This is a genomic window from Stenotrophomonas sp. STEN038 (assembly GCF_056759895.1).
The window spans coordinates 1-21,143 of sequence record NZ_JBRRDW010000044.1; the positions used below are offsets into that span (position 1 = coordinate 1).

At 63.5% G+C, this 21,143-nt stretch carries 15 protein-coding genes; 6 read left to right on the forward strand and 9 right to left on the reverse strand.

Annotation, left to right across the window (positions count from 1 at the left end; genetic code table 11):
* The 5 genes from ACVOLS_RS16195 to ACVOLS_RS16215 form a co-directional block, all read left to right on the forward strand.
* Positions 1 to 566, forward strand: a 566-nt coding sequence (locus tag ACVOLS_RS16195) for a CopL family metal-binding regulatory protein (protein ID WP_481546468.1), incomplete at its 5' end; no start/stop codon positions are given.
* Between the two features lie 120 nt (positions 567 to 686).
* Positions 687 to 2,492: a copper resistance system multicopper oxidase gene (locus ACVOLS_RS16200; protein WP_481546469.1), complete on the forward strand. Its 1,806-nt coding sequence runs from the start codon at positions 687 to 689 to the stop codon at positions 2,490 to 2,492.
* Complete coding sequence (locus ACVOLS_RS16205) at positions 2,489 to 3,553, forward strand: copper resistance protein B (RefSeq protein WP_481546470.1); 1,065 nt, start codon at positions 2,489 to 2,491, stop codon at positions 3,551 to 3,553. Before ACVOLS_RS16200 ends, ACVOLS_RS16205 begins: the two co-directional genes overlap by 4 nt.
* Before the next feature lie 61 nt (positions 3,554 to 3,614).
* Positions 3,615 to 3,914, forward strand: a complete 300-nt coding sequence (locus tag ACVOLS_RS16210) for an EF-hand domain-containing protein (RefSeq protein WP_481546471.1) — start codon at positions 3,615 to 3,617, stop codon at positions 3,912 to 3,914.
* A gap of 59 nt (positions 3,915 to 3,973) precedes the next feature.
* Positions 3,974 to 4,513 (forward strand): DUF411 domain-containing protein, encoded by a 540-nt coding sequence (locus tag ACVOLS_RS16215; protein WP_481546472.1) that lies wholly within the window; start codon positions 3,974 to 3,976, stop codon positions 4,511 to 4,513.
* Positions 4,514 to 4,811: 298 nt separating this feature from the next.
* On the opposite strand, the gene ACVOLS_RS16220 is transcribed toward ACVOLS_RS16215, so the two are convergent.
* The 4 genes from ACVOLS_RS16220 to ACVOLS_RS16235 all read right to left on the reverse strand — a co-directional run bounded on the left by ACVOLS_RS16220 (position 4,812) and on the right by ACVOLS_RS16235 (position 10,651).
* Positions 4,812 to 6,626 carry a 2Fe-2S iron-sulfur cluster-binding protein gene (locus tag ACVOLS_RS16220; protein ID WP_481546473.1) on the reverse strand — a complete coding sequence of 605 codons (1,815 nt, stop codon included), beginning with the start codon at positions 6,624 to 6,626 and terminating at the stop codon, positions 4,812 to 4,814.
* On the reverse strand, positions 6,623 to 7,315 hold the full coding sequence (locus tag ACVOLS_RS16225; protein WP_481546474.1) for a PepSY domain-containing protein: 693 nt from the start codon (positions 7,313 to 7,315) through the stop codon (positions 6,623 to 6,625). Before ACVOLS_RS16225 ends, ACVOLS_RS16220 begins: the two co-directional genes overlap by 4 nt.
* 57 nt (positions 7,316 to 7,372) lie before the next feature.
* A complete protein-coding gene (locus ACVOLS_RS16230; protein ID WP_481546475.1) occupies positions 7,373 to 10,087 on the reverse strand; it encodes a TonB-dependent receptor in 2,715 nt (904 codons plus the stop codon).
* Between the two features lie 96 nt (positions 10,088 to 10,183).
* Positions 10,184 to 10,651, reverse strand: coding sequence for a CopL family metal-binding regulatory protein (locus tag ACVOLS_RS16235; RefSeq protein WP_481546476.1), 468 nt, complete (start codon positions 10,649 to 10,651; stop codon positions 10,184 to 10,186).
* A 393-nt stretch (positions 10,652 to 11,044) separates the two neighbouring features.
* Here ACVOLS_RS16235 and gloA point away from each other — a divergent pair, with 393 nt between their 5' ends.
* Positions 11,045 to 11,572 (forward strand): lactoylglutathione lyase, encoded by a 528-nt coding sequence (gene gloA, locus ACVOLS_RS16240; protein ID WP_481546477.1) that lies wholly within the window; start codon positions 11,045 to 11,047, stop codon positions 11,570 to 11,572.
* A 78-nt stretch (positions 11,573 to 11,650) separates the two neighbouring features.
* Here the strand turns inward: gloA and ACVOLS_RS16245 are convergent, their stop codons facing one another.
* The 5 genes from ACVOLS_RS16245 to ACVOLS_RS16265 form a co-directional block, all read right to left on the reverse strand.
* On the reverse strand, positions 11,651 to 12,994 hold the full coding sequence (locus ACVOLS_RS16245) for a M16 family metallopeptidase (protein WP_481546478.1): 1,344 nt from the start codon (positions 12,992 to 12,994) through the stop codon (positions 11,651 to 11,653).
* Positions 12,991 to 14,349, reverse strand: a complete 1,359-nt coding sequence (locus tag ACVOLS_RS16250; protein ID WP_481546479.1) for a M16 family metallopeptidase — start codon at positions 14,347 to 14,349, stop codon at positions 12,991 to 12,993. Before ACVOLS_RS16250 ends, ACVOLS_RS16245 begins: the two co-directional genes overlap by 4 nt.
* Positions 14,350 to 14,404: 55 nt before the next feature.
* Positions 14,405 to 16,525 carry a protein-disulfide reductase DsbD family protein gene (locus ACVOLS_RS16255; RefSeq protein ID WP_481546480.1) on the reverse strand — a complete coding sequence of 707 codons (2,121 nt, stop codon included), beginning with the start codon at positions 16,523 to 16,525 and terminating at the stop codon, positions 14,405 to 14,407.
* A complete protein-coding gene (locus tag ACVOLS_RS16260; protein WP_481546481.1) occupies positions 16,509 to 17,768 on the reverse strand; it encodes a redoxin domain-containing protein in 1,260 nt (419 codons plus the stop codon). Before ACVOLS_RS16260 ends, ACVOLS_RS16255 begins: the two co-directional genes overlap by 17 nt.
* 78 nt (positions 17,769 to 17,846) lie before the next feature.
* Positions 17,847 to 21,011: a TonB-dependent receptor gene (locus ACVOLS_RS16265; RefSeq protein WP_481546482.1), complete on the reverse strand. Its 3,165-nt coding sequence runs from the start codon at positions 21,009 to 21,011 to the stop codon at positions 17,847 to 17,849.
* Positions 21,012 to 21,143: the final 132 nt, after the last annotated feature.

Sequence of the window (21,143 nt, forward strand, 5' to 3'; positions counted from 1 at the left end):
ACACCATGCCCTGCCTCTCCCTCAGACGTATTTGTGGGTTGGTTTTGGTTCCTTTTTTATTGTTTCCCCCCCTTCGGTGCGCTGTCTCGTTTATACAAAACAGCCTCTTCCTCTACCCGTTTTTGGCCCAACCATTCAGCCCAGCCCGTACTCAGGAATGTTATGGTTCAGCCCTGCTTCCCAACCTGAATCCCGTGCCGCGCATCCTGCTGCCCCTGCTGCTATGCCTGACCCTGATCGCTAGTGCGGTCGGTTCGGTGTGGTCTGCGACGGCGATGGCCATGCCGATGCAGGCAATGACGATGGCAATGGAAGCCGGTGACAGCGCGCACGACTGCTGCCACGAGCAGGAAGCCAACCTGCAATGCGATGCCGGCGACGCCGACAAGGCGCCCTCGCCCTGTGCCAGCGGTGACAGCTGCGACTGTAAGCAGCACTGCAACATGCTGCCCAGCGTCACGATGACGCGGCTTGCACCGATGCGTCATGCATTGGCGTCAATGCTCGCACTCCCCTCTCGCGACGACGTGGCCCCGGGCCAGCTCAACCGCCCTCCCATCGCCTGATTCCCGCGCCTTCTGGCGTCCGCAGATATCTGTGCCAAGGCCATCGCCCTGGTGCACCCTTGATCTGTTCAGGACATGCAGCAACGCATCGTGATGCGGCTGTGTGACCGGGAGTTCCACATGTCTTCTGATTTCCTTTCCGATTCGCGCTCGGTGCTGTCGCGACGTCGCTTCGTGCAGGGCCTGGCCATTGGCGGCGTGGTCGCCGGTGCCGGCCTGGCCCGTATCCCACAGGCCTTCGCCGCCGGCAGTGCCATGGCGGTGCCGCCGGTTGAGCTGCGTGGCACCGAGCTGAGCCTTGCCATCGGCCGCTCGGCGGTCAACTTCACCGGCCGTACCCGTCCTGCCATCACCGTCAATGGCTCCTTGCCGGCGCCGATCCTGCGCCTGCGTGAGGGCGACACGGTCAACCTGCGTGTGGCCAACACGCTCACCGACGAGATCACTTCCATCCATTGGCACGGCATCCTGCTGCCGGCCAACATGGACGGCGTGCCTGGGCTGAGCTTCAACGGCATTGCGCCGGGCGAGGCCTACCAGTACCGGTTCCAGCTCAAGCAGTCTGGCACCTACTGGTACCACAGCCATTCGATGTTCCAGGAACAGGCCGGCCTGTACGGCGCGATGATCGTCGATCCGCTGGCACCGCCGCCGTACCACTTCGACCGCGAACATGTGGTCATGCTCTCGGACTGGACCGACATGGACCCGGATGCGCTGTTCCGGCGCATGAAGAAGATGCCGATGCACGACAACACCTACCAGCGCACGGTGGGTGACTTCATGCGCGACGCGCGCAAGGATGGCCTGCGCGAGACGCTCAGTGACCGCGGCATGTGGGGCCGGATGCGGATGACGCCTTCCGACCTGTCCGACATCAACGCCCACACCTATACCTACCTGATGAACGGCACCGCGCCTGCCGGCAACTGGACCGGCATGTTCCGCAGTGGCGAAAAGGTGCTGCTGCGTTTCATCAACGGCTCGGCGATGACCTACTTCGATGTGCGCATTCCCGGCCTGAAGATGACCGTTGTCGCCGCCGATGGCCAGTACATCCACCCGGTCAGTATTGATGAGTTCCGCATTGCCCCGGCCGAGACCTTCGACGTCATCGTCGAACCGACCGGCCAGGATGCCTTCACCCTGTTTGCGCAGGACATGGGCCGCACCGGCTACGCCTGCGGCACGCTGGCAACCCGCCAAGGGCTGCAGGCACCGATTCCGCAGATTGATCCACGTCCACTGCTGACCATGAGCGACATGGGTCACGACATGGGCAGCCATGGCGACCACGGTGCCGGCATGGAAGGTGGTTGCGGCGCCAACATGGGTGCCAAGGGCATGGAAGGCGGCTGCGGCGCCGCGATGGGCCATGGCGCTCATGGCGGCGGCGACAAGTCACCCAAGCACAAGCCCAGCGAAGCCGGCAATCCGCTGATCGACATGCAGACCGCGGCCACCGAGCCCAAGCTCGACGACCCCGGCATCGGCCTGCGCGACAATGGCCGCAAGGTGCTGACCTACGGCGCGATGCGTTCCTTGTTCGAGGACCCGGATGGACGTGAGCCGGGCCGCGAGATCGAACTGCATCTCACCGGTCACATGGAAAAGTTCGCCTGGAACTTCGACGGCATTCCGTTTGCCGGTGCCGAGCCCATCAAGTTGAACTATGGCGAGCGCATGCGCATCGTTCTGGTCAACGACACGATGATGCAGCACCCCATCCATCTGCATGGCGTGTGGAGCGATGTGGAGAACGCCGACGGCGAGTTCCAGCTGCGCAAGCACACCGTTGACATGCCGCCAGGCACACGCCGCAGCTACCGCGTGCGTGCGGATGCGCTGGGCCGTTGGGCCTTCCATTGCCATCTGCTGTACCACATGGAAGCGGGCATGATGCGCGAAGTGAGGATCGACGCATGAAGACCTTCTCTCACTCGCTGTTGTTCATCGCCCTGGCCGCCAGCGGCAGCGCCTTCGCGCAGGACCCGCATGCGGGCCACGCCGGGCACGCCGCTGAAGCAAAGCCGGCAGTTGATCCGCATGCCGGGCACAACATGCCCAAGGCAAAACCGGCCGATCCGCATGCCGCGCACCGTGATCATGGTGGCAAGGCCAAGGCTGCGGATCCACATGCAGGCCATGCCATGCCCAAGGCCGGGGATCATTCCAGCCACGGCGCAGCAGCTGATCCGCACGCAGGCCATACCATGCCGGCCGATCCGCATGCTGGCCACAACATGCAGGGCAGCAGTGCCAGCGACACACCGCGCGAACCGATCCCGACGCCGACCAAGCAGGACTTCGACGACGCCTTCCCGGTGTTGAAGCCGCATGCGATGGAACACGCACCGTCGTTCAACAGCCTGGTGGTGTTCGATCACCTGGAAGCCTGGGACAACGCCCACGGCAGCGGCCAGGCCTGGGGCATCGACTCCTGGTTCGGCAACGACATCAACCGCCTGTGGATCCGCAGCGAAGGCGAGCGCAGCGAGAACGCGCTCGGCGACTGGTCGGTGGATGCGCTGTACGGGCATTCGATCTCGCCGTGGTGGGACGTGGTGGCCGGTGCGCGGCATGACAACAACCGCGAGTCGCCGGACCTGACCCGCGCAGCCTTCGGCCTGCAGGGCATGTCGCCGTACAAGTTCGAAGTCTCGGCGATGGCTTACATCGGCGGACCGCGCAAGGCAGAGTTGGCCTTCGAGGTCGAATACGACGTGCTGCTGACCAACCGGCTGATCCTGCAGCCGGTGGTGGAAGCCAGCATCGTCGCCGATGACGATCCGCGCCGCGGTGTCGGCAAAGGATTGAGCAGCGTGGAAGCAGGCCTGCGCCTGCGCTACGAGTTCACCCGCAAGCTCGCGCCGTACGTTGGCTTTGTGCACGAACGCGCGTTCGGCGATACCGCTGATATGCACCGTGATGCCGGCGAAGGCGTGAGTGAGTCGCGCTGGGTTGCCGGCGTGCGCTTCTGGTTCTGATTCGTAGTGATGGCGTCGCATAGCGGCGCCATCCCCACTCTCTTTTGAAGGAATACGTTCGATGAAGTTCTTTATCCAGGCCGCACTGGTCGGCGCGATCTCACTTGCCTCGATTTCCATCGCGCAGGCCCAGCATGCCGGCCATGAGCACCATGCACCGGCGGCCAAGCCTGTTGCGAAGACGCCGCAGGCTGATGCAGCGGCAACGTTCAAACGCTTTGATGCCAACCAAGATGGCTTCATCAGCCGCGAGGAACTGCCCAGTGGTCATCCGCTGCTGCCGCACTTCGGCATGAGCGACGGCAACCGCGATGGCAAACTCGACGCCAGGGAATTCGAGCGCGGCCTGTCGATGCTGTGATGCCCTACCGCCGCATCGGCCAGCGGTCGGTGCGGCGAACAGCCCAAGGAATCAAGATCATGAAAATGCGTTCAAAGCCGATGTTCTCGTTGCTGGTGCTGGCTGCCGGCACTCTGTTGATCAGTGCGTGCAATGCCAGTCCGTCGACTGCTACCACCGCAGCCGCTACGGTTGCTGCGGCACCTGCGGAGGCTGCTGAAGTTGCGCCGGCTACCAAGGCCTTACCGTTGGTTGTTGTGCACAAGGACCCGAACTGCGGTTGCTGCGGTGGTTGGGCTGAACATATGCAGGCCGCTGGCTTCCCGGTACAGCTCAATGACACCAGCGACATGATGGCGGTCAAACAGCGTTTGGGAATCGGCGACGGCATGATGTCCTGCCACACCTCCGAGATTGACGGTTATGTGGTGGAAGGCCATGTGCCGGTGGAAGACATCAAGAAGCTTTTGGCTGAGCGCCCACAGGCGCGCGGGCTGGTGTTGCCGGGCATGCCGGTTGGTACGCCGGGCATGGAATCGCCGGATGGTTATCGTCAGGCGTTCACGGTTGCATTGCTCGGCAATGATGGTTCGTTGAGCGAGTTCTCAAAGCACGAGTGATGCCACCGCAATAATGATCGGAGTAAAGCCCCTCTCCCGTTCACGGGAGAGGGGTTGGGGTGAGGGGAAGCTTCTAGCTAAGCAAAGTCAAAAGCTCCCCTCATCCGCCCTCCGGGCACCTTCTCCCGCAAGCGGGAGAAGGGAATATCCAGAGCCGAAGCCGAAGCAAAAACCAAAGCCAAAGCCAGAGCCGAAGCAACAGCAACAGCAACAGCAAAAGCAGCAACAACAGCAAAAGCAACAGCAACAGCTGCAGATCTCTGACATCTGCAGCCGCAACATCCAGACCCGAAACTACTCAGATTTTGAAGTCATCAAACGCAACCCGCTCATCCGCAACACCCAGCTTGCGCAGCAGCTGCCTGGTCGCCGCCAACATCGCCGGTGGGCCACACAGATAGAACTCGCAGCCCGCCAGATCCGGATGCTGCTTCAATAGATCTTCATGCATCGCCTCGTGCACACGGCGCGCATCACTGCCCTGCCCTGACCACACCGGATGCCAACTGAAGTTGGCATGCTCATGCGCCAGTTCCTGCATCTGTTCGACATAAGGGCAATCACGCTCGCCACGGGCACCGTACCAGTAGTGGATACGCTCGCCACCACCCTCATCCAGCCGCTGCTGGATCAGCGCACGTAGCGGCGCCATGCCCGCACCAGCGCCAATGAAAATCTTCTCGCGTTCGCTACCGCTGAGTGCGAAATCACCGAATGGGCCGCTGTAGCGGACACGGTCACCCTCCCGCAGCGTATAAGCGAAGGTCGAGCCCTTGCCCGGCGGATGCTTGCGGTTCTCCTGCCAGCCGGGGCTGAAGCGGACCAGCAGCACCAGGCCGCCGTCCGCGTTGGACACCGGTGTTGCCAGCGAGTACGAGCGCCGTACCGCCGCCTTGTTCTGCAGGGTCGCGGGCAAGGACAGTGCCCTCCAATCCTCGCCATGCTCGGCCGGGTACCACACCGCAGTGCGCGGCAGCTCGTACTCGGGCACGTGCAGCTGCAGATAGCAGCCAGGCTGGAACTGTGCATCCGCAGCCTGCTCCGGGCGCAGATGGATCTCTCGCAGGAACGGCGTCACCGCGACGACCTTCTCGACGATGGCCCAGTGTTCGGTCCACAGGCTGGCGCCGCCGGCCACTTCGATCTCGACGTCCTCATCCACCTGCAGGTTGCAGGCCAATCGACAACCGACCTTGCGCTTGGCATCAGGCACGTGCGCGCGATCGGCCGCCGTTGCCTTGCCCGCACCAGAGCGCACCCGCACCTCACATAGACCGCAGCTCTGCCCACCACCGCAGTTGGAAGGCAGATTGATGCCTTCGCGCGCCAGGGCAATGTAAACGCTGTCACCACTGGCAACTTCAACCGTGCGCAGATGCGCGCCGCCCGGTGCGTAGACCATCAGCTGCCGACGCGACCGCCAGCGACGCGGGATGAACTCCTGCAGGTGAAAACTTGCGATCAACAACCACACGCCGGTCAGCGCCAACCATAGGCCGCCTATTCCCATGCCCACCACCAACGGGTTGTTGAAATCGACCCGGCTGCTGTAATCCATGATGTGCAACATCCAGAAGATATCGAACAGCCGCCAGGTGGCGTTGCGATGTTCCATCACCTGACCACTGTGCGCGGAGACGTAGATACTGGTGTCCTGCGCATCGCTGAAATCCACGCGCCACACCGGATCCGGGTTGGCCCGGGTTTCCAGCGTCTTTTCCAGATACTCCGGCGCAGCGGCAACACCATCACCGGCATAGGCCGCTTGGGCGACTTTCGCCGCGATCGCCGCATCGATGCTGATGCGCTTGCCGTCACGGGCATCGATGACCTCGGTGCCTTCCGGTGATTGCAGACGGTACACCGGCTGTTGCAGTAACCAGCCACTGTCCAGTGTTGCCGCCTCGCTCTTGGCTGCAGCCAGCGCCACGCTCGGCGACACTGCCGTGGCCGGCCACGCCGGGTTGGCGACAGCCGCTGCTTGCTGCGCACTGCCTTCGATCTTGTCCGGATCAAGCAGGCTCATCATCAGGCCGCTGCCCAACCACACCATGAATTGCAGGCCAACGATCAGGCCCACCCACTTGTGCAGGCTCCGCATCCAGGGCGTCATGCGCTCCTCCGCTTGCCGAAGCTGTAGAACAGCAGCCAGATGCCACTGAGCGCAAAAACCAAGCCGACAATCGAGGCGACACGCAGCAAGGTGTTATTGACGTCGGTACGGTTCTCGTAATCCATGATGTGCAACATCCACACGAAGTCGAACACGCGCCACAGGTCGTGCCGGCGTGCCAGCAATTCGCCGCTGTCCGGCGACAGGTACAAAGTCGTGTCGCCGCGACCGCTGAAATGCACCGCCCACATCGGTACCGGCCGGGTCTTCACTTCCGACGGGGCGCGGGTGATCCACTCCACCCGCTCCACTTCGCCCTTGCCCTGATACAGCGACTGCGCCAGCGCTATTGCCTGCTCACGGTCCATCGGTGCCAGGCGTTCGCCGCTGGCGGCATCCACCAGGTACTTCTGTTTGCCCTGGCGGATCTCATAGACCTCGCGTTCCAGCACATGCTTGAGCCGGAACGACTCCATCTGTGGATAGCGGGCAGCCAGCACATCGGTGCCAACGCGCGCGGCCTGCGCCGGCAGCGGTGTGCCATGTACATGGGCCAGGTGGTCGCCATGGATCACGTCCAGCGGCACCACGGTCATATAGACGCCGCTGAGCATCCACAGCAGCGCCTGCACGCCGATCACCAGACCGATCCATTTGTGGGCACGGCGTGCCCAGAATGCGGGTTTCATCAACATCGTCCTCGTTCAATGACGCGCCCCGCCGCAGTTGCGACGAGGCGCGTCCAATCACCAGCGGTAGCCGATGCGTGCGTACCAGCGGCGACCCAGCAGGTCGTAGGTCATCGTATCGGTGTTGGCATCGGTGTAGCTCTGGATGAACGGCGGCTTCTTGTCGAAGACGTTGTCCAGGCCCAGCGATACATCCAGCGCCTTGCTCACCGCGTACTTGAGCTGCAGGTTGTGATAGAACACCGATGGCGCGTGATCACCGATGTCACCGCGGGCCGCATTGATGTCATCAGCACGACCGATGTACTGCGTGCTCCAGGTACCCGACCATTGATCGCGCGAGGCATTCATCGAAACCAGGCCGCGCCACTTGGCATAGCTGCCGCGTCCGCCGGTGATCTTGCCGGCGTACTCGATCAGGTCGGCACCGTCGTACGGCCGCACGTCATAACGCTGCAGGTAGGACACATCGGCACTGACGCTGGCATCGAAGCCGGCTGCCTTGAATTCATACAATGCGCCGAAGTCATAGCCGGTGACGTGCTCGTTGGCAGCATTGACCGGCTGCGAAGACAGGAAGTCGACTTCGCCGGTGCGCGGGTTGCGGGTGAAGTTGCTGGCATCACAGAACGGATGCGCCAGCCCCGGCGTGTTGTAGCAGATGGCCAGCTTGGTGGAGCCGTCGATGCGCTGGATCGCGTGCTTGATGCGGATATTGTAGTAATCCAGCGTCAAGGTCAGCCCGGACAGGAACGCCGGCGTCCACACCACGCCTGCGGTGAACGAAGTGGCGTCTTCCGGCTTCAGATCGGCGTTGCCACCGGAGGTGGTGAGGATGGTGTTGCCAGGCTGCACATAGCCGGCCGGCACACCGTAGGCCTGGCAGTTGTCACGCACCGTGGAGCCCGCCGGCAAGGTCGACCAGTTGCTGCACGGATCGGTGGTGGTCAGGTTGCCCTCGGCCACACCGCCAAACAGTTCCGGGATGTTCGGAATACGGAAGGCGGTGGCATAGGTGCTGCGCACTTTCAACGAGGAGTTGACCTGCCAATCCAGGCCAGCCTTGTAGTTGTAATCGCGGCCGAACAGGTCATAGTCCGAAGCGCGGCCGGCCAGATTCAAGTACAGCGAATCGGCGATCACGTTGTCCTGCAGCAGCGGAATGGCCAACTCTGCAAAGACTTCCTTGGCAGTGTATTCACCGGCAATCGGATCCTGCTGGTTGGTGTTGCCGATGCCGAGCACGGTCAGCGGATCGGGATTGCGCCAGCCACGCTCCTTGCGCACTTCCACACCGGCAGCGAAGCCTACCCAGCCGGCAGGCAATTCGAAGATCTGCCCGCTCAGATTGGCAGTGAAACTCTTCTGCTCGTTGCCGCCGGTATCGCGCGAGGTGTAGAGGATGTAGTCGAGCACCTCGCGACTGAGGTCGCCGTAACCCAGATAGTCGCCGCAGGGAATCGCCGCGCCCGGTACCGGGCTGCAGATGCTGCGGTTCAAGGTCTGCTCGACGCGGTCGAGATTGGCAACGTTGTCCGAGCCATCGACACCGGTGTTGCGGCCCCAGTTCAAGGCAGCCGACCAGTCCCAACCAGTGCCGAACTGCCCCTTCACACCCACCAGCCCGCGGAAGGTATTCACCTCCTGCGAGAAATGGCGCGGGCCGGCTTCTTCCAGACGACGGCGTTGCAGCAGCAGGTCCTGTCCGGTCGGGTTGGTCGGGTGATTGGCAGCGATATTGATGGGCCGGTACACGCCAAGTCCGCCCGGTGCGGCCAGCTGATCGGATTGGCGATTGGTGTACATCAGCTCGGTGAACAACGTGGTGTTCTCGCTGAGCTGGCTGTCGCCGAACACGCTCATGCTGATCCGCTTGATCGGATTGACCGCGTTGAGCGTGGGGTTGCCGTTGTAGTTGTGTTTGGCGGCCGAGTACGGCTCGTAGAAATCGCCGTTGCCGCCCAGCACCTGGTTGAAGTTTACGCGGCTACCATCGGCCAGCAGCGCGCGGCCGCCTACCGTGGTCGAACTTCCCGAGCACACCAGCTTGCCGTTCACTTCGGCCAGACCGCAGGGCGCGCGTGAGCCCATATTGACCGTGCCGCCTTCTGCATAGTTGATGCCTGCCATCAACGAGCCGCGCTCGCTGGTGACGCCCCAAGCCAGATCCACTGCCGTTTCGTCGCCATCACCACGCGTGGTCTGGCCGTAGCGCACTGCTGCTTCGGCGCCGTCGAATCCTTGCTTGGTGATGATGTTGACCACGCCAGCCACCGCGTCGGCGCCGTAGATGGCCGAGGCGCCGTCCTTGAGCACTTCCACGCGCTCGATCAGCGATACCGGGATCATGTTCAGATCGACCGAGCTGTTGGCGCCGGTACCGCCATTGACGATGCGGCGGCCATTGAGCAGCACCAGGGTGCGATTGATGCCGAGGCCGCGCAGGTTGACCTGGGTGGTGCCATAGCCATTCTCGGCCCAGTAGGCATTGCTCTGGCTACCGGCAAAACCGGCAGAGGCCGGCAGGCGCTGCAACAGCGTGTCCACAGAAGTGGCGCCGGAGCGTTCGATGACCTGCGCGTCGATCACGCTGACCGGGCCTACGCCGGACAACTGCGCGCGCTTGATGTGGCTGCCGGTGACCTGCACGGCATCCAGCGTGCGGGCGGCTTCATTCGGGGGCTGCGCGTCCTGCGCGTTGGCGGTGTGGATTGCGGTGGCACACAACAGCGTGCCAATGGCCGCAGCCAAGGCTTGGGGCTTCAAATACATGTTCTCTCTCGCTGGGATTCTGTCTCGGGGCGATAGCCGCGGTCGCGGGCGCGAGCACGGTTCACTACTACGTCGTGGTGACGCGAGAACAACCGCTCAGACGATGGGAGGTCGGAAGACGCGGGATAGCCTGCCCGCCGGCAATACCAGCGCCGGCAATGGCGTATCGGCCGATACCGGCGGATGCGCACCGGCGAACAACAGCGCCGTCGCGGGGGGATAGATGGTGAACACACACAGGCATTCGCAGCCGACGCTATCAGCGCAGCTGCAGTCGTCGGCATGGCTGGAAGTCGACTTGCCGGTGTGCTCGTCGTGGCCAGCGCCGGTGCTTGCGCCCGCCGCCGTCGACGTACGTGCGGCCAGATCCGTCCGAAGCGGGTCACTTCGCACCGGATCACTTCGCATCGGGTCACAGCCTGCACTGGCCGCGCGGGTGATCCCGGCAACCGATGGAACTCCATCCGCATGCAGCACCATGCGCGTGCTCGCCCATGCCCCGAGCACGCCTTCGACGGCGAGCACCAGCATCAGCAGCAACGGCAGGCACATACGGTAGGACATGAAGTTCCGGACAATTCCGTTATTTGTATATACATACAATGAATAACGCGAGCAGCGAAACCTTGTCAACCGCCGCTGGTCACGCCGTGGCTCCGTCCGTGGCGGCATCCCCTGCCAACAATCCGCGCAGCCCTTGCGCCAGCGTCACTTCCCAGCGCACATCAGGCAATGCATGCGCGCTTCATCAAAACGAGGGGAACAACGACTATCCTGCGACGCAGCATAGCCAGCGCGCGCGCAGCCGCCTAGCCACTGAAGGTATGCCGTTGATGATTTTTTGTATCGACGCATGCAAGCAGGGGTGGCGATTTCAAATGCAACCTTCTGCATGAGCATTGCGTTGCCGCAGCTGCACGCGCGCCCTCCCCCATTCATCGCAACAGGACAGACTTCATGAGCCTTCAAACCCTTGCTCAACAGCCCGGCGTCGCCGCCCAGGTGCCGGCCGAAACCAACGGCTTCGTGTTCAACCACACCATGCTGCGGGTCAAGGACATCCGCGCCTCGCTGGATTTCTATACGCGCGTGCTCGGCTTCCAGCTTATCGACCAGCGTGATTTTGCCGAAGCCCAGTTCAGCCTGTACTTCCTGGCCTATGTGCCGGCCGGCGTGCAGGTGCCGCAGGACGATGCCGAGCGCCGCCTGTGGATGGCCGGCATTCCCGGTGTGCTGGAACTCACCCACAACCACGGCACCGAGAACCTGGAAGGCCCGGTCTACCACGACGGCAACAGCGACCCGCGCGGCTTCGGCCACATCTGCGTGTCGGTGCCGGAGCTGGAAGCGGCCTGTGCGCGTTTCGAGGAACTGGGCGTGCCATTCCAGAAGCGCCTCAGCGATGGCCGCATGAAGAGCTTGGCCTTCATCAAGGACCCGGATGGTTACTGGGTTGAGATCATTTCCAACAGTGTGCGTGCCTGATCAGCACATAGTCTTGAAACAACAAACGCCGGCTTACGCCGGCGTTTGCTGGTGTCGAACCACTTGGCAGAATTCGACTTACTTGGTGAAGGTGCCGGCCTTGACCAGCACCATCTTCTGCGGATCCACGTACTTGCGGATCACGCCATTGACCTGCTCCAGCGTCACCGACTGGATCGCCTGCGGGTAGCTGTCCAGCCAGGCCAGACCAACACCGCGCTCAACCGTACCGATGATCGCCGCCGACATGCCGTCGGTATTGCCCAGGCCAACCTGGTAGCTGCCGACCATCGCCTGCTTGCGTGCGTCCAGCTCTTCGGCAGTGATGCCGTCCTTCCACCAGCGCTGCAGTTCGCGGCGGGTGCTGGCGATGCCCTTGTCCATCAGCTCCGGTGCGAAGGTGGTGCTGATGCCCAGGCCGCCGTCCATGTAGTCGCTGCCCAGCAGGTTGCCGCCGATGCCGTAGGTCAGGCCTTCCTTCGCGCGCACCGCCGCCATCAGCCGGCCGGTAAAGCCCGAGCCCAACACGTCCACGCCCACTGTCATCGGCAGGTAGTCGGCATCGGTGTAACGCAGGCCGGTGGCCTGGCCCAGGAACACACTGACACTGGCCTTGTCCTTCATCGCGATGTTGTGCTCGGCGGCCTTGGCCGGCAGCCGTGCGGGCGCATCACGCAGATAATCCACGCCGCCGCTCCAGCCGTTGAAGCCGTGTGCAACCGCGGTCTCGATCGCCTTGGCATCGACGTCACCGGCAAACACCAGGGTCATGTGCGCCGGGCCGTAGTACTTGGCATGGAAGGCCTTGATCTGCTCCAGCGTCACTTGCGGCACCGCCTTGAGCATGGCTTCGCGCGGTGCCGGTGCGTTGATGCTGCCAGCCGGGAAGATGCTCAGCATCATGGTTTCGCGGGCCATCGCGCCGGGGTTGTCGCTGGCCTGGCGCAATGCCGCTTCCAGCTGCACCTTGGCCTTGGTCAACTCTTCAGCGGTGAACGCCGGCTGGCGCAGCTGCTCGGCGAGCAGGTCGAGCACGGTCGGCAGGTCCTGCTTCAGGCTCTTGCCGTAGATGCCGATGCGTGCCGCGCTGGGGCTGAAAGACAGCTGCGCACCGATGCCGTCGAGGGTATCGGAGATAGCGAACTTGTCGCGGCGGGTGGTGCCGGCCTCCAGCAGCATCGCGGTCAGCGTCGGCACCGCCGGGTTTTCGGCCTTGGCGGTGAGGAAGGCATCACCCAGCGGCATCGAGCCGGTGAAGGTGACCACGTCCTTGACCCCCATCGGGTAGACGATCAGGTCAATGCCTGCGGCCTTGGCGTGCACGGCGGTGTCGGCGACGCCGGCCTGGGCGGCGAATGCGGCAAGGCTGGACAGTGCAGCCAGTGCCAGCGGAATCAGTCGAATGCGTTTTGCGTTGTTCACTTGCTGCTCTCCGGCACGAACCAGCCAACCGTGCTCTGCTCTGCGGTGAAATACTTGCCGGCGACGCGCTGCACGTCGGCCGGGGTGACCTTCTCAAGATCCTTCAAGGCGCTGGAATACAGGGTCCAATCGCCCATCGCGATGAACTCGTTGAGCGCATCGGCGGCCTGGTCGGTACCATCGCGGCGATAGGCTTCCTCGGCGCGGTACGGGCCGAGCACGCGCTTGATTTCCTCGACGCTGACGCCGTCGCGGGCGACCTTGGCGATCTCGTCGCGCACGATCTTCTCGATGTCTTCGTGCTTGCTGTCCGGGGCCAGTGCCACGCTCAGCATGAACAGGCTGGGATCACGCTGCTGGTACATGCCGCCCGATACCGCCACCGCCTTGCTGGTGTCCACCAGTGCGCGTTGCAGGCGGGCGCTGCGGCCGCCCTGCAACACCAGCTCCAGCACGTTCAGTGCGGGAATGTCCTTGTCCAGGCCTGCTGGTGCCTTGTACGCCATCATCACCGTGCCGGTTTCGCCGCCGCGACGCAGCGTCACCCGACGCTCGCCCTGCTGCTCCGGTTCGGTGGTGTAGACCTCGGGAATGGCATGCGGCGAGCGCGGCACCTTGCCGAACTTGTCGCCGATGCTGGCCAGCACCTTGGCGCTGTCGATATCGCCGACCACGGTGACAGTGGCGTTGTTCGGCCAGTAGAAGGTGTCATAGAACTCACGCAGCTTCTCGATGGACACCTTCTCGATATCGCTGCGCCAGCCGATCACCGGATGGTGGTACGGATGCGCACTGAAGGCAGTCGCCCACATCAGCTTCATCAAGGCGCCATTGGGATTGTTCTCGTTGCGCTCGTACTCGTTGCGCACCACGGTCATCTCGCTCTGGCGGTCTTTCTCGCGCAGCAGCAGGCCGCGCATGCGGTCCGCTTCGATGGCGATGTAACCGTCCAGCGCGGCCGGCGGCAGCGTGGCGTAGTAGTTGGTGCGGTCCAGCGAGGTGGTGGCGTTGAAGCCGGCACCGACGCGGTCCAGGTAGGTATCGACGTTGTTCGCGCCGTCGAAGTTGGTGCTACCCATGAACATCAGGTGCTCGAGCAGGTGGGTGCCGCCGGTAGTGCCGGTCACCTCGTTGCGCGAACCGACCCGGTAGGTCATCTGGAAGGTCACCACCGGTGCGGCATGGTTGGGCAGCAACAGGATGCTCAAACCATTGGCGTCGAGCCGGTACTCGTCGATGCCATCGGCGGATTTTACGTAGGTGAAGCCATTGACCTTGACCGGCTCGGCCGAGGCAGCAGCAGCTGCCATCAAGCCCAGCGCAAGGCCGGCGCACAACAGGCGTTGCGAAATCATGCGTTGCGTTCTCTCTAGGTGCGCCCGGAGGCGCGGGGAAAGTCGGGGCGGGATTTCAATCCCGTCCTGGTGGGGTAGCGTTTTCCAGCGCGGAGAGCACGATCTCCGGTGTGAGTACCTCGGGCAGTTCGCGCGATGGGCCGCCACCGGCCGGATAGGCCAGGTTGAACGGCACCGCGCTGCGGTTCCAACGTTCCAGCTCGGCGGTGATCAGTGGATCGGCATTGGTCCAGTCGGCCTTCAATGCGACCACCTCGTTGTCGCGGAAGTAGTCGTTCACCCGTGCCGCGGCGAACACCACCTTCTTGTTGACCTGGCAGGTAGCGCACCAGCGCGCAGTGAAATCGACGTAGATCGGGCGACCTTCGGCCTGCAGCTGCTGCACGCGTTCACTACTCCAGGCCTCCCATTGCAGGGCTTCCGGCGCTGGTGCACGCGGCCAGCCGAACAGCGCGGCCACGACCAGCACCAGCACGCCAGCAACCGCACTGAGCCTGGCACGGCTACCGCGGGCACCCGGGCGGGTGCCACGGCCGTACAGCCATAGACCGAAGCCCAGCAATGACAGCGCCAGCAAGGCATTGAGCAGGGCCGCTTCGTGCAACTGCCCGGCCAGCACCCACAGCAGATAGCCGACGGTGGCATACAGCGGGAAGGCCATCAGCTGCTTGAAGGTTTCCATCCACGCACCCGGGCGCGGCAACAGTTTGACCAACGAGGGAAATACCGACAGCAGCAGATACGGCAGCGCCAGCCCCAACGCGATGGCGGTGAACACCACGAACGACTGTGCCGTTGGCAAGGCCAGCGCTGCACCCAGCGCAGGTGCCAGGAACGGTGCACTGCACGGTGTTGCCACCACGGTGGCGAGCATGCCGCTGAAGAAACTGCCGGTTACGCCGCTGCGCGACTGCAGGCCGGAGCCGACGCTGGTGGCGCGCATGCCAACCTCGAACACGCCACTGAGGTTCATCGCGAAGGCCAGCATCACCACCGCCAGCACGAACACGAACGGTGCTGACTGCAGTTGGAAGCCCCAGCCCAGTTGCTGTCCGCTTTCGCGCAGCACCGCCAGCATGCCGGCCAGCGCCCAGAACGAGAGCAGCACACCGGCGGTGAACGACAGCGCATGCAGGCTGACCTTGCGCCTGTCGTTGCCGGCCTGCTCGATGAAGCCAACCACCTTCAGTCCAAGCACCGGGAACACGCAGGGCATCAGGTTGAGGATCAGCCCGCCGAGTACTGCGAACAGCAGCACCAACAGCGACAGCTGCGCGCCGTCATTGCCGGCGCCCGAAGCTGGTGCAGCCCCGAGGTCGGCCGTGCTGACCAGCGCAGTCGCTTCGGCCTCGGCCACGAACGGCAGCTCGATGCTGACACCACGGTAGACGCCCTGTGCGTCGGTATAGGCCAGCACACCGCGCAGCGCTGCATCCGCCGGCATGGTCTCTACCGGGTCCAATGGCAGCTTCAGCAAGGCGCGTGCACCGCGATTGCCAATCGTCTGTGGCACCTTGTAGGAGACGAATTCGTCGACCGGGAAGAAGTGCAGCTCAGAAATATCGGCCGGTGCGGCCACGCGCAGGGTCAGGTCGCCCTGCTCACGGGTCGCCGCCAGCTGCCAGCCTTCGCTGGAGCTTGGCATCGGCAATGCCGCCAGCGCCGCCCGCACATCGGCATCAGGCTGTGGAGGGTCGGCACTGACCGGCACACTCAAACTCACGGCCGCCTTGCCCGGAATACACACCGTCTCGCACATCAGCCAGCGTGCCTGCGCCTTCAGCTCGACCGTACTGCCGGGCTTCAGGTCAGCCGGTGCGATCAGCCGCACCGGCAGATGCGACAGGCCTTCATAACCGTGACCGGTGATGTTGCCTTCGGGGTCGCGCACCAGGATTGGTGTCGGCCACTGGATCGCCTCGGCCGTCCAGCCCGGCGGCAGCTCCCACATCAACTTGGTCGGCAGGCCGGTGCCGGCGTTCTTCCAGAAACTGTGCCAATGCAGATCATGCTGCATGCGTAGGGCCAGCTGCAGCGGCTGCCCAGGCTGCACCGAGCGCTGGGCGGTTACCAGCTCGGCCTGCACCTGCGCCAGCACGCTGCCAGGCAGCAGCACGCCGAGCAGCAGCAATGCGTTCAGCGCGGCGCGGCGGATGACATCAACGTGCAGGCGCATCTTCAACCTTCTTGATCTGCGCACGCACTGCGCGCTCGACGTCCCACTCGCGCATGCCGACGCCGACGATGGTGCCGTCACCGGCAATCAGATAGTTCTGCGGCAACTGCACCACGCCATAGGTCTGCGCGGCCTTGTCCTCGAAGCCCGGTGCCTGCAGGTTGATCCACGGCAGATCTTTGCTGCCGCCCTCCTCCTGCATGGCCTTGGTCCAGTCCGCCTTGTCTTCATCCAGCGACACGGCATAGATCTCGAAGCCGTGTGCGTGGAACTCGCGGTAGACCTTCAGCAGGTGCGGGAACTCGCCCCGGCACGGCCCGCACCAGGAGGCCCAGAAATCGAGCAGCACCAGCTTGTTGCGTGCCAGCACCTCGGACAGCTTGACCACCTTGCCGTCCACGCCGACCGCTTCGATGTCGGCATAAGGCTTGCCCGGGCCGAACTTCTCGGCCAGCTGCTGGGTCTTGGCGTAATCAGCGGCGGCCTGCTCCATCTGCACGATCAGTGGATGCGCGCCGAGCTCCTGCTTGTAACTGGCCAGCAGCTGCGCGCGGCGGGCCACGTCGTAGCGCTTCCAGTCGTAGTTCTCACTCAACACCAACAGCTTGAGCAGGGTTGGCTCGGCACCGTCGAGAATGACCGCGTCGTAGTCGTTCCTGACCTTGGTCAAGGCAGCAAACGGCGCAGCCACTGATTCACGCGCGACCTTCATCGCCGCTTCGTCGTTCTCATCGACGCCGTCGAAGGCCTTGCGATTGGCTTCGCGGTTGGCCTGGTAGGCGGCCACATAGGCCGGATCTTGCAGATAGCCGTAAACCCGTTCGGTCAGGCTGCCACCCTTGGCCACCGGCCCCAGCGCGCCAGCTTCGATACGCAGCTCTCCCGGCTCCAGCACCAGTTTCACCGAACCCTGATTACCGACCATCAGCACCGCCGGCACCGCCTGCTGTACCTGCCCACTGAGCACGAACGCACCGCCCTGTGCGGTGGCCGTGGCCACCGGCTCGACATGCAGCGGGTCGGTCGCTGCAGACGGCACCAGCAGCTTGAGCTCGGTGCCATCGGCCAGCCCCGGCAGCGTGCCGCGGATGCTGTACGTACCGCTGCTTGCCAGCGTGGCGGCGGCGTCCTGGCCTGGAGCGGCAGGCGGGGTTTGCGATGGGCTGCAGGCAACGAGGCCGAGTGCAGTGACGACCGCGCTGGCCAGCAGGCGGGCGCGCAGGGTGTTGGCGATGGACTTCATGGATTTCCTTGCAATGGATGCGGCGCGCCGCCGACGAGGAATCGGCGCGCCGCGTTGTTACGGAGCAACTGCTTGGCGTCAGAACTCTTTCTTGATGTCCAGATAGAGCACGCGGCCGCGGATGTTCACGCGGTTGGAGACGAAGCCGGACAGGTTGTCGACGAACGGATAGTCGCGATCGAACATGTTCTGCACGCCCATGCGCGCGGTCACCCCACCCAACCAGCCGTCACGCTGATGCTTGCGATAGCCGACCTGCGCATCGAAGGTGGTGTAGGACGCCGAGCGCGTACGCGGATTTTCATTGGGAGTGAAATCGTTGTAGTCGGTGGCGGTGGCCGACAGCGGGTACAGCACGCGATGTGCGGCACTGTAGTGGCTGCCGAGCGATGCGAACCATGCGTCCCCTTCCCAGCCGACGAACAGGTCACCGGTCCACTTGCTCGGCCCAAGCTCGCTGTCCGCATAACTCAGCGTCGGCATCGATGCCAGCGAACGCGAGGTCAGCTCCAGGGTGCGCACGGCATTGAGCTCTATGCGCCAATCGCCCCAGTCATTGCCGAAGTAATAGCTGGCGGTGGTATCGACGCTGCGCGAGCGCCGGCCGAGGAAGTTGATCGCACGGTTGTCCCACAACATCACCCCGTTCTCGCCCAGGGTGAAGGTCCCTTCGGGCATATTGCTGATGTCCTTGAAGATCTCCGAATACGTCAGCCCGGACAGCGGATCGCCGATGTAATTGTCGAAGGTGGTGCGGTTATAGGTGGCCGACAACTGCAGGCCAGTGGCGAAGGTCGGCGACCAATCGAAACCATAGGTCACCACGCTGGCCACCTGCGGCTTGAGGTTCACGTTGGGGCCGCTGAGCGCCACGATCTGGGTGACACCATCCGGCAACTGGCCACCGTTGAACAGCACGCGCGCGGTGTAGTCATCCATGATCAGTTGGCCGAACTGCTGCTGTGCCTGCGGCACCAGGAAGGACTCGCCCCAGGTGGCGCGCAGGCGAAGCTGATCGATCGGCTTCCACGCCAGCCGTGCCAGCGGGCTGGTGCGGCTGAAGCTGCGCGACACCACGGTATCGCTGCCGGTGATGCCGCTTGCGCCGTCGTTGTTGACGCCGGTCAGCTGCTCGACATCGAAGCCGCCGAGTTCGCCCAGGCCCGCCGACCAATCGCGCAGTGCGCTGTCGCCACGCTGGTCGAAGCGCTCGTAGCGGGCGGCAACGGTCAGGCTCAGCAGCTTGGCCAGCGGCTGATCCTTCAACAGCGGGATGCCGATTTCAGTGAACAGTGCTTCGGATTTACCGGTGCTCTCCGAGCGCAGCTGTTCACCGAGATTGCTCTCGTAGTTGTAGCGCTGCTCACGGTGCTGTGCGCCGAATGCCGCTTCAATCTTGCCTGCGGGCAGCTGGAACAGCTCACCACGGGTCAGCAGGTCAACGGTACTGGCACGCGATTGGAAGCGATAGACATGGCGCTCGACCAGACTCTGCAGCAGCTCGCGGTTGCGCGCGACAATGGCTTCGTTGCTGCCGTCGCCAAACACGTTCAAGCCATTCAGAACTTCCAGCGTGCGCGCATAGCCATCAGCGCCCATCGAGCCGGTCAGGTCCATCAAGGCGGTGGTGGTGCCCTTCTCGCGGCCGATGCTGTACGTCGCCTCGTAATCCCAGCCCTTGGCGAACGGCAGCTTGCCGTTGATGCCGACATGCGCGTCGCTGTTGGTCTGCTTCTGGTCTTCGCTCAGGTTCATGCCCTCGAACTCACGCTCGAAGGAATAGCCAACCAGCACGTCGCTGCCGAAGTTGTTGTATGGATTGCTCTCGGGAACGTAGGTGTTGTAACCGTGCTCGAAGATACTGAAGTCGAACAGCGTCGGCCGCCAGTTCTCCTTGTTGACCTGACGCACATGGCTGATGCCGTAGTTCAGCTGCGTGGTTTCGCCAAGATCATGCAGGCCGCTGATGCGGACATAGCGGTTGTCGACCTTGGGGCCGATGCGGCTGCGCTCATAGGTCGACGGTGCTGTGGCCGGGTCGTAGGCAAGCAGGCTGTGCGGATCCAGTGCGGTGCCGTCCTGACCGCCGGGAATCACCCCCAGCGCTTCGCCCATGAAGTGGTAATCGATGCCGAAATCCAGGGACTCATAGACCACCCCGGGCTGGCCCTTGTTGCGGGTACGGCCGTTGACGCCGCCACGGTCGCTGAAGTCACCGCGGCCGTTGGGGCCGACATGGATCAGGCTGGTGACATCCGCAGGCAGGGTGCGCTCAAACCCGACCGCAGCGGTGACGTGACCGCTGCCATAGCCAAAGGTGCGGGCCAGGTCCAACCGCGATACATCGGCACCGGTGCTGGAGTTTTCATGCCGCAGCTGCGCGGTGGTGCCGTCGTAGGACTTCTTCAGCACGATGTTGATCACGCCGGCCACGGCATCGGAGCCATAGATGGCGCTGGCGCCATCGCTGAGCACTTCGATGCGCTCGATCTGCGAAACCGGGATCGAGGAAATATCGGTATAGGCGCCCTGCGCCTGTGCCGAACCACTGCGACGACGGCCATCGACCAGGATCAGCGTGGAGCGGCTGCCCAGGCCACGCAGGTTCGCACCAGACGAGCCCAGCCCGGACACACCATCGCCATACGTGCTGCCGAACTCCTTCTCACCCAGCGCGCGCGAGGCGCTGGTGCGGTTGGAGAAGTTCTGCGGCAGGTTGCGCAACACGTCTTCAATCGAGGCATAACCACGGCTTTCGATCAGCTGCGAATCAATCACGATCAGCGGCGAGGCAGGATCGATGTTCTTCAGGTAGGTACCGGTGACATTGATGGTCTCCAGCGTTTCGGCATTGCCGCCCGCCTGTTCAACCACATCGCCAGCGCTGCTGCGCGGGCGGATGGCCACGGTCTTGGCATTGATGTAGGCAGACGTATAGCCGGTAGGCGCAAGCAGCTGCTGCAAGGCAGCGTCCGCAGCAAGGCGGCCATTGACCGCGCCGCTTTGCACGCCACTGCCGGCACCGCCGGCATAGACCACCTGCAGCCCGCTCTGCTCGGCAAACACCTCAAGTGCCGAGGCCAGTGACTGCGCTGGCACATCAAACTGGAACACCGCCGCATCGGCAACCGTATCGGCTGCCGGTGCTGACTGTGCCACCGCCACATTGCCGGTGCCGACCAGCAGCGCGAGCGCTACCGCCTTCACCAACGCGTGCTTATGAAGAATAGTGCTGGACCCCATGGATAATTCGCCCCCGAAAGACATCGAATGGTTACCGAGCAACCGGAGCCGCCTTGCGCGGAACCAGCCTCTTGTTACATCCGTGTGTCCAAGTGCGGGAAAAGGGTACTCATGGGCAAAAATATTTTTCCT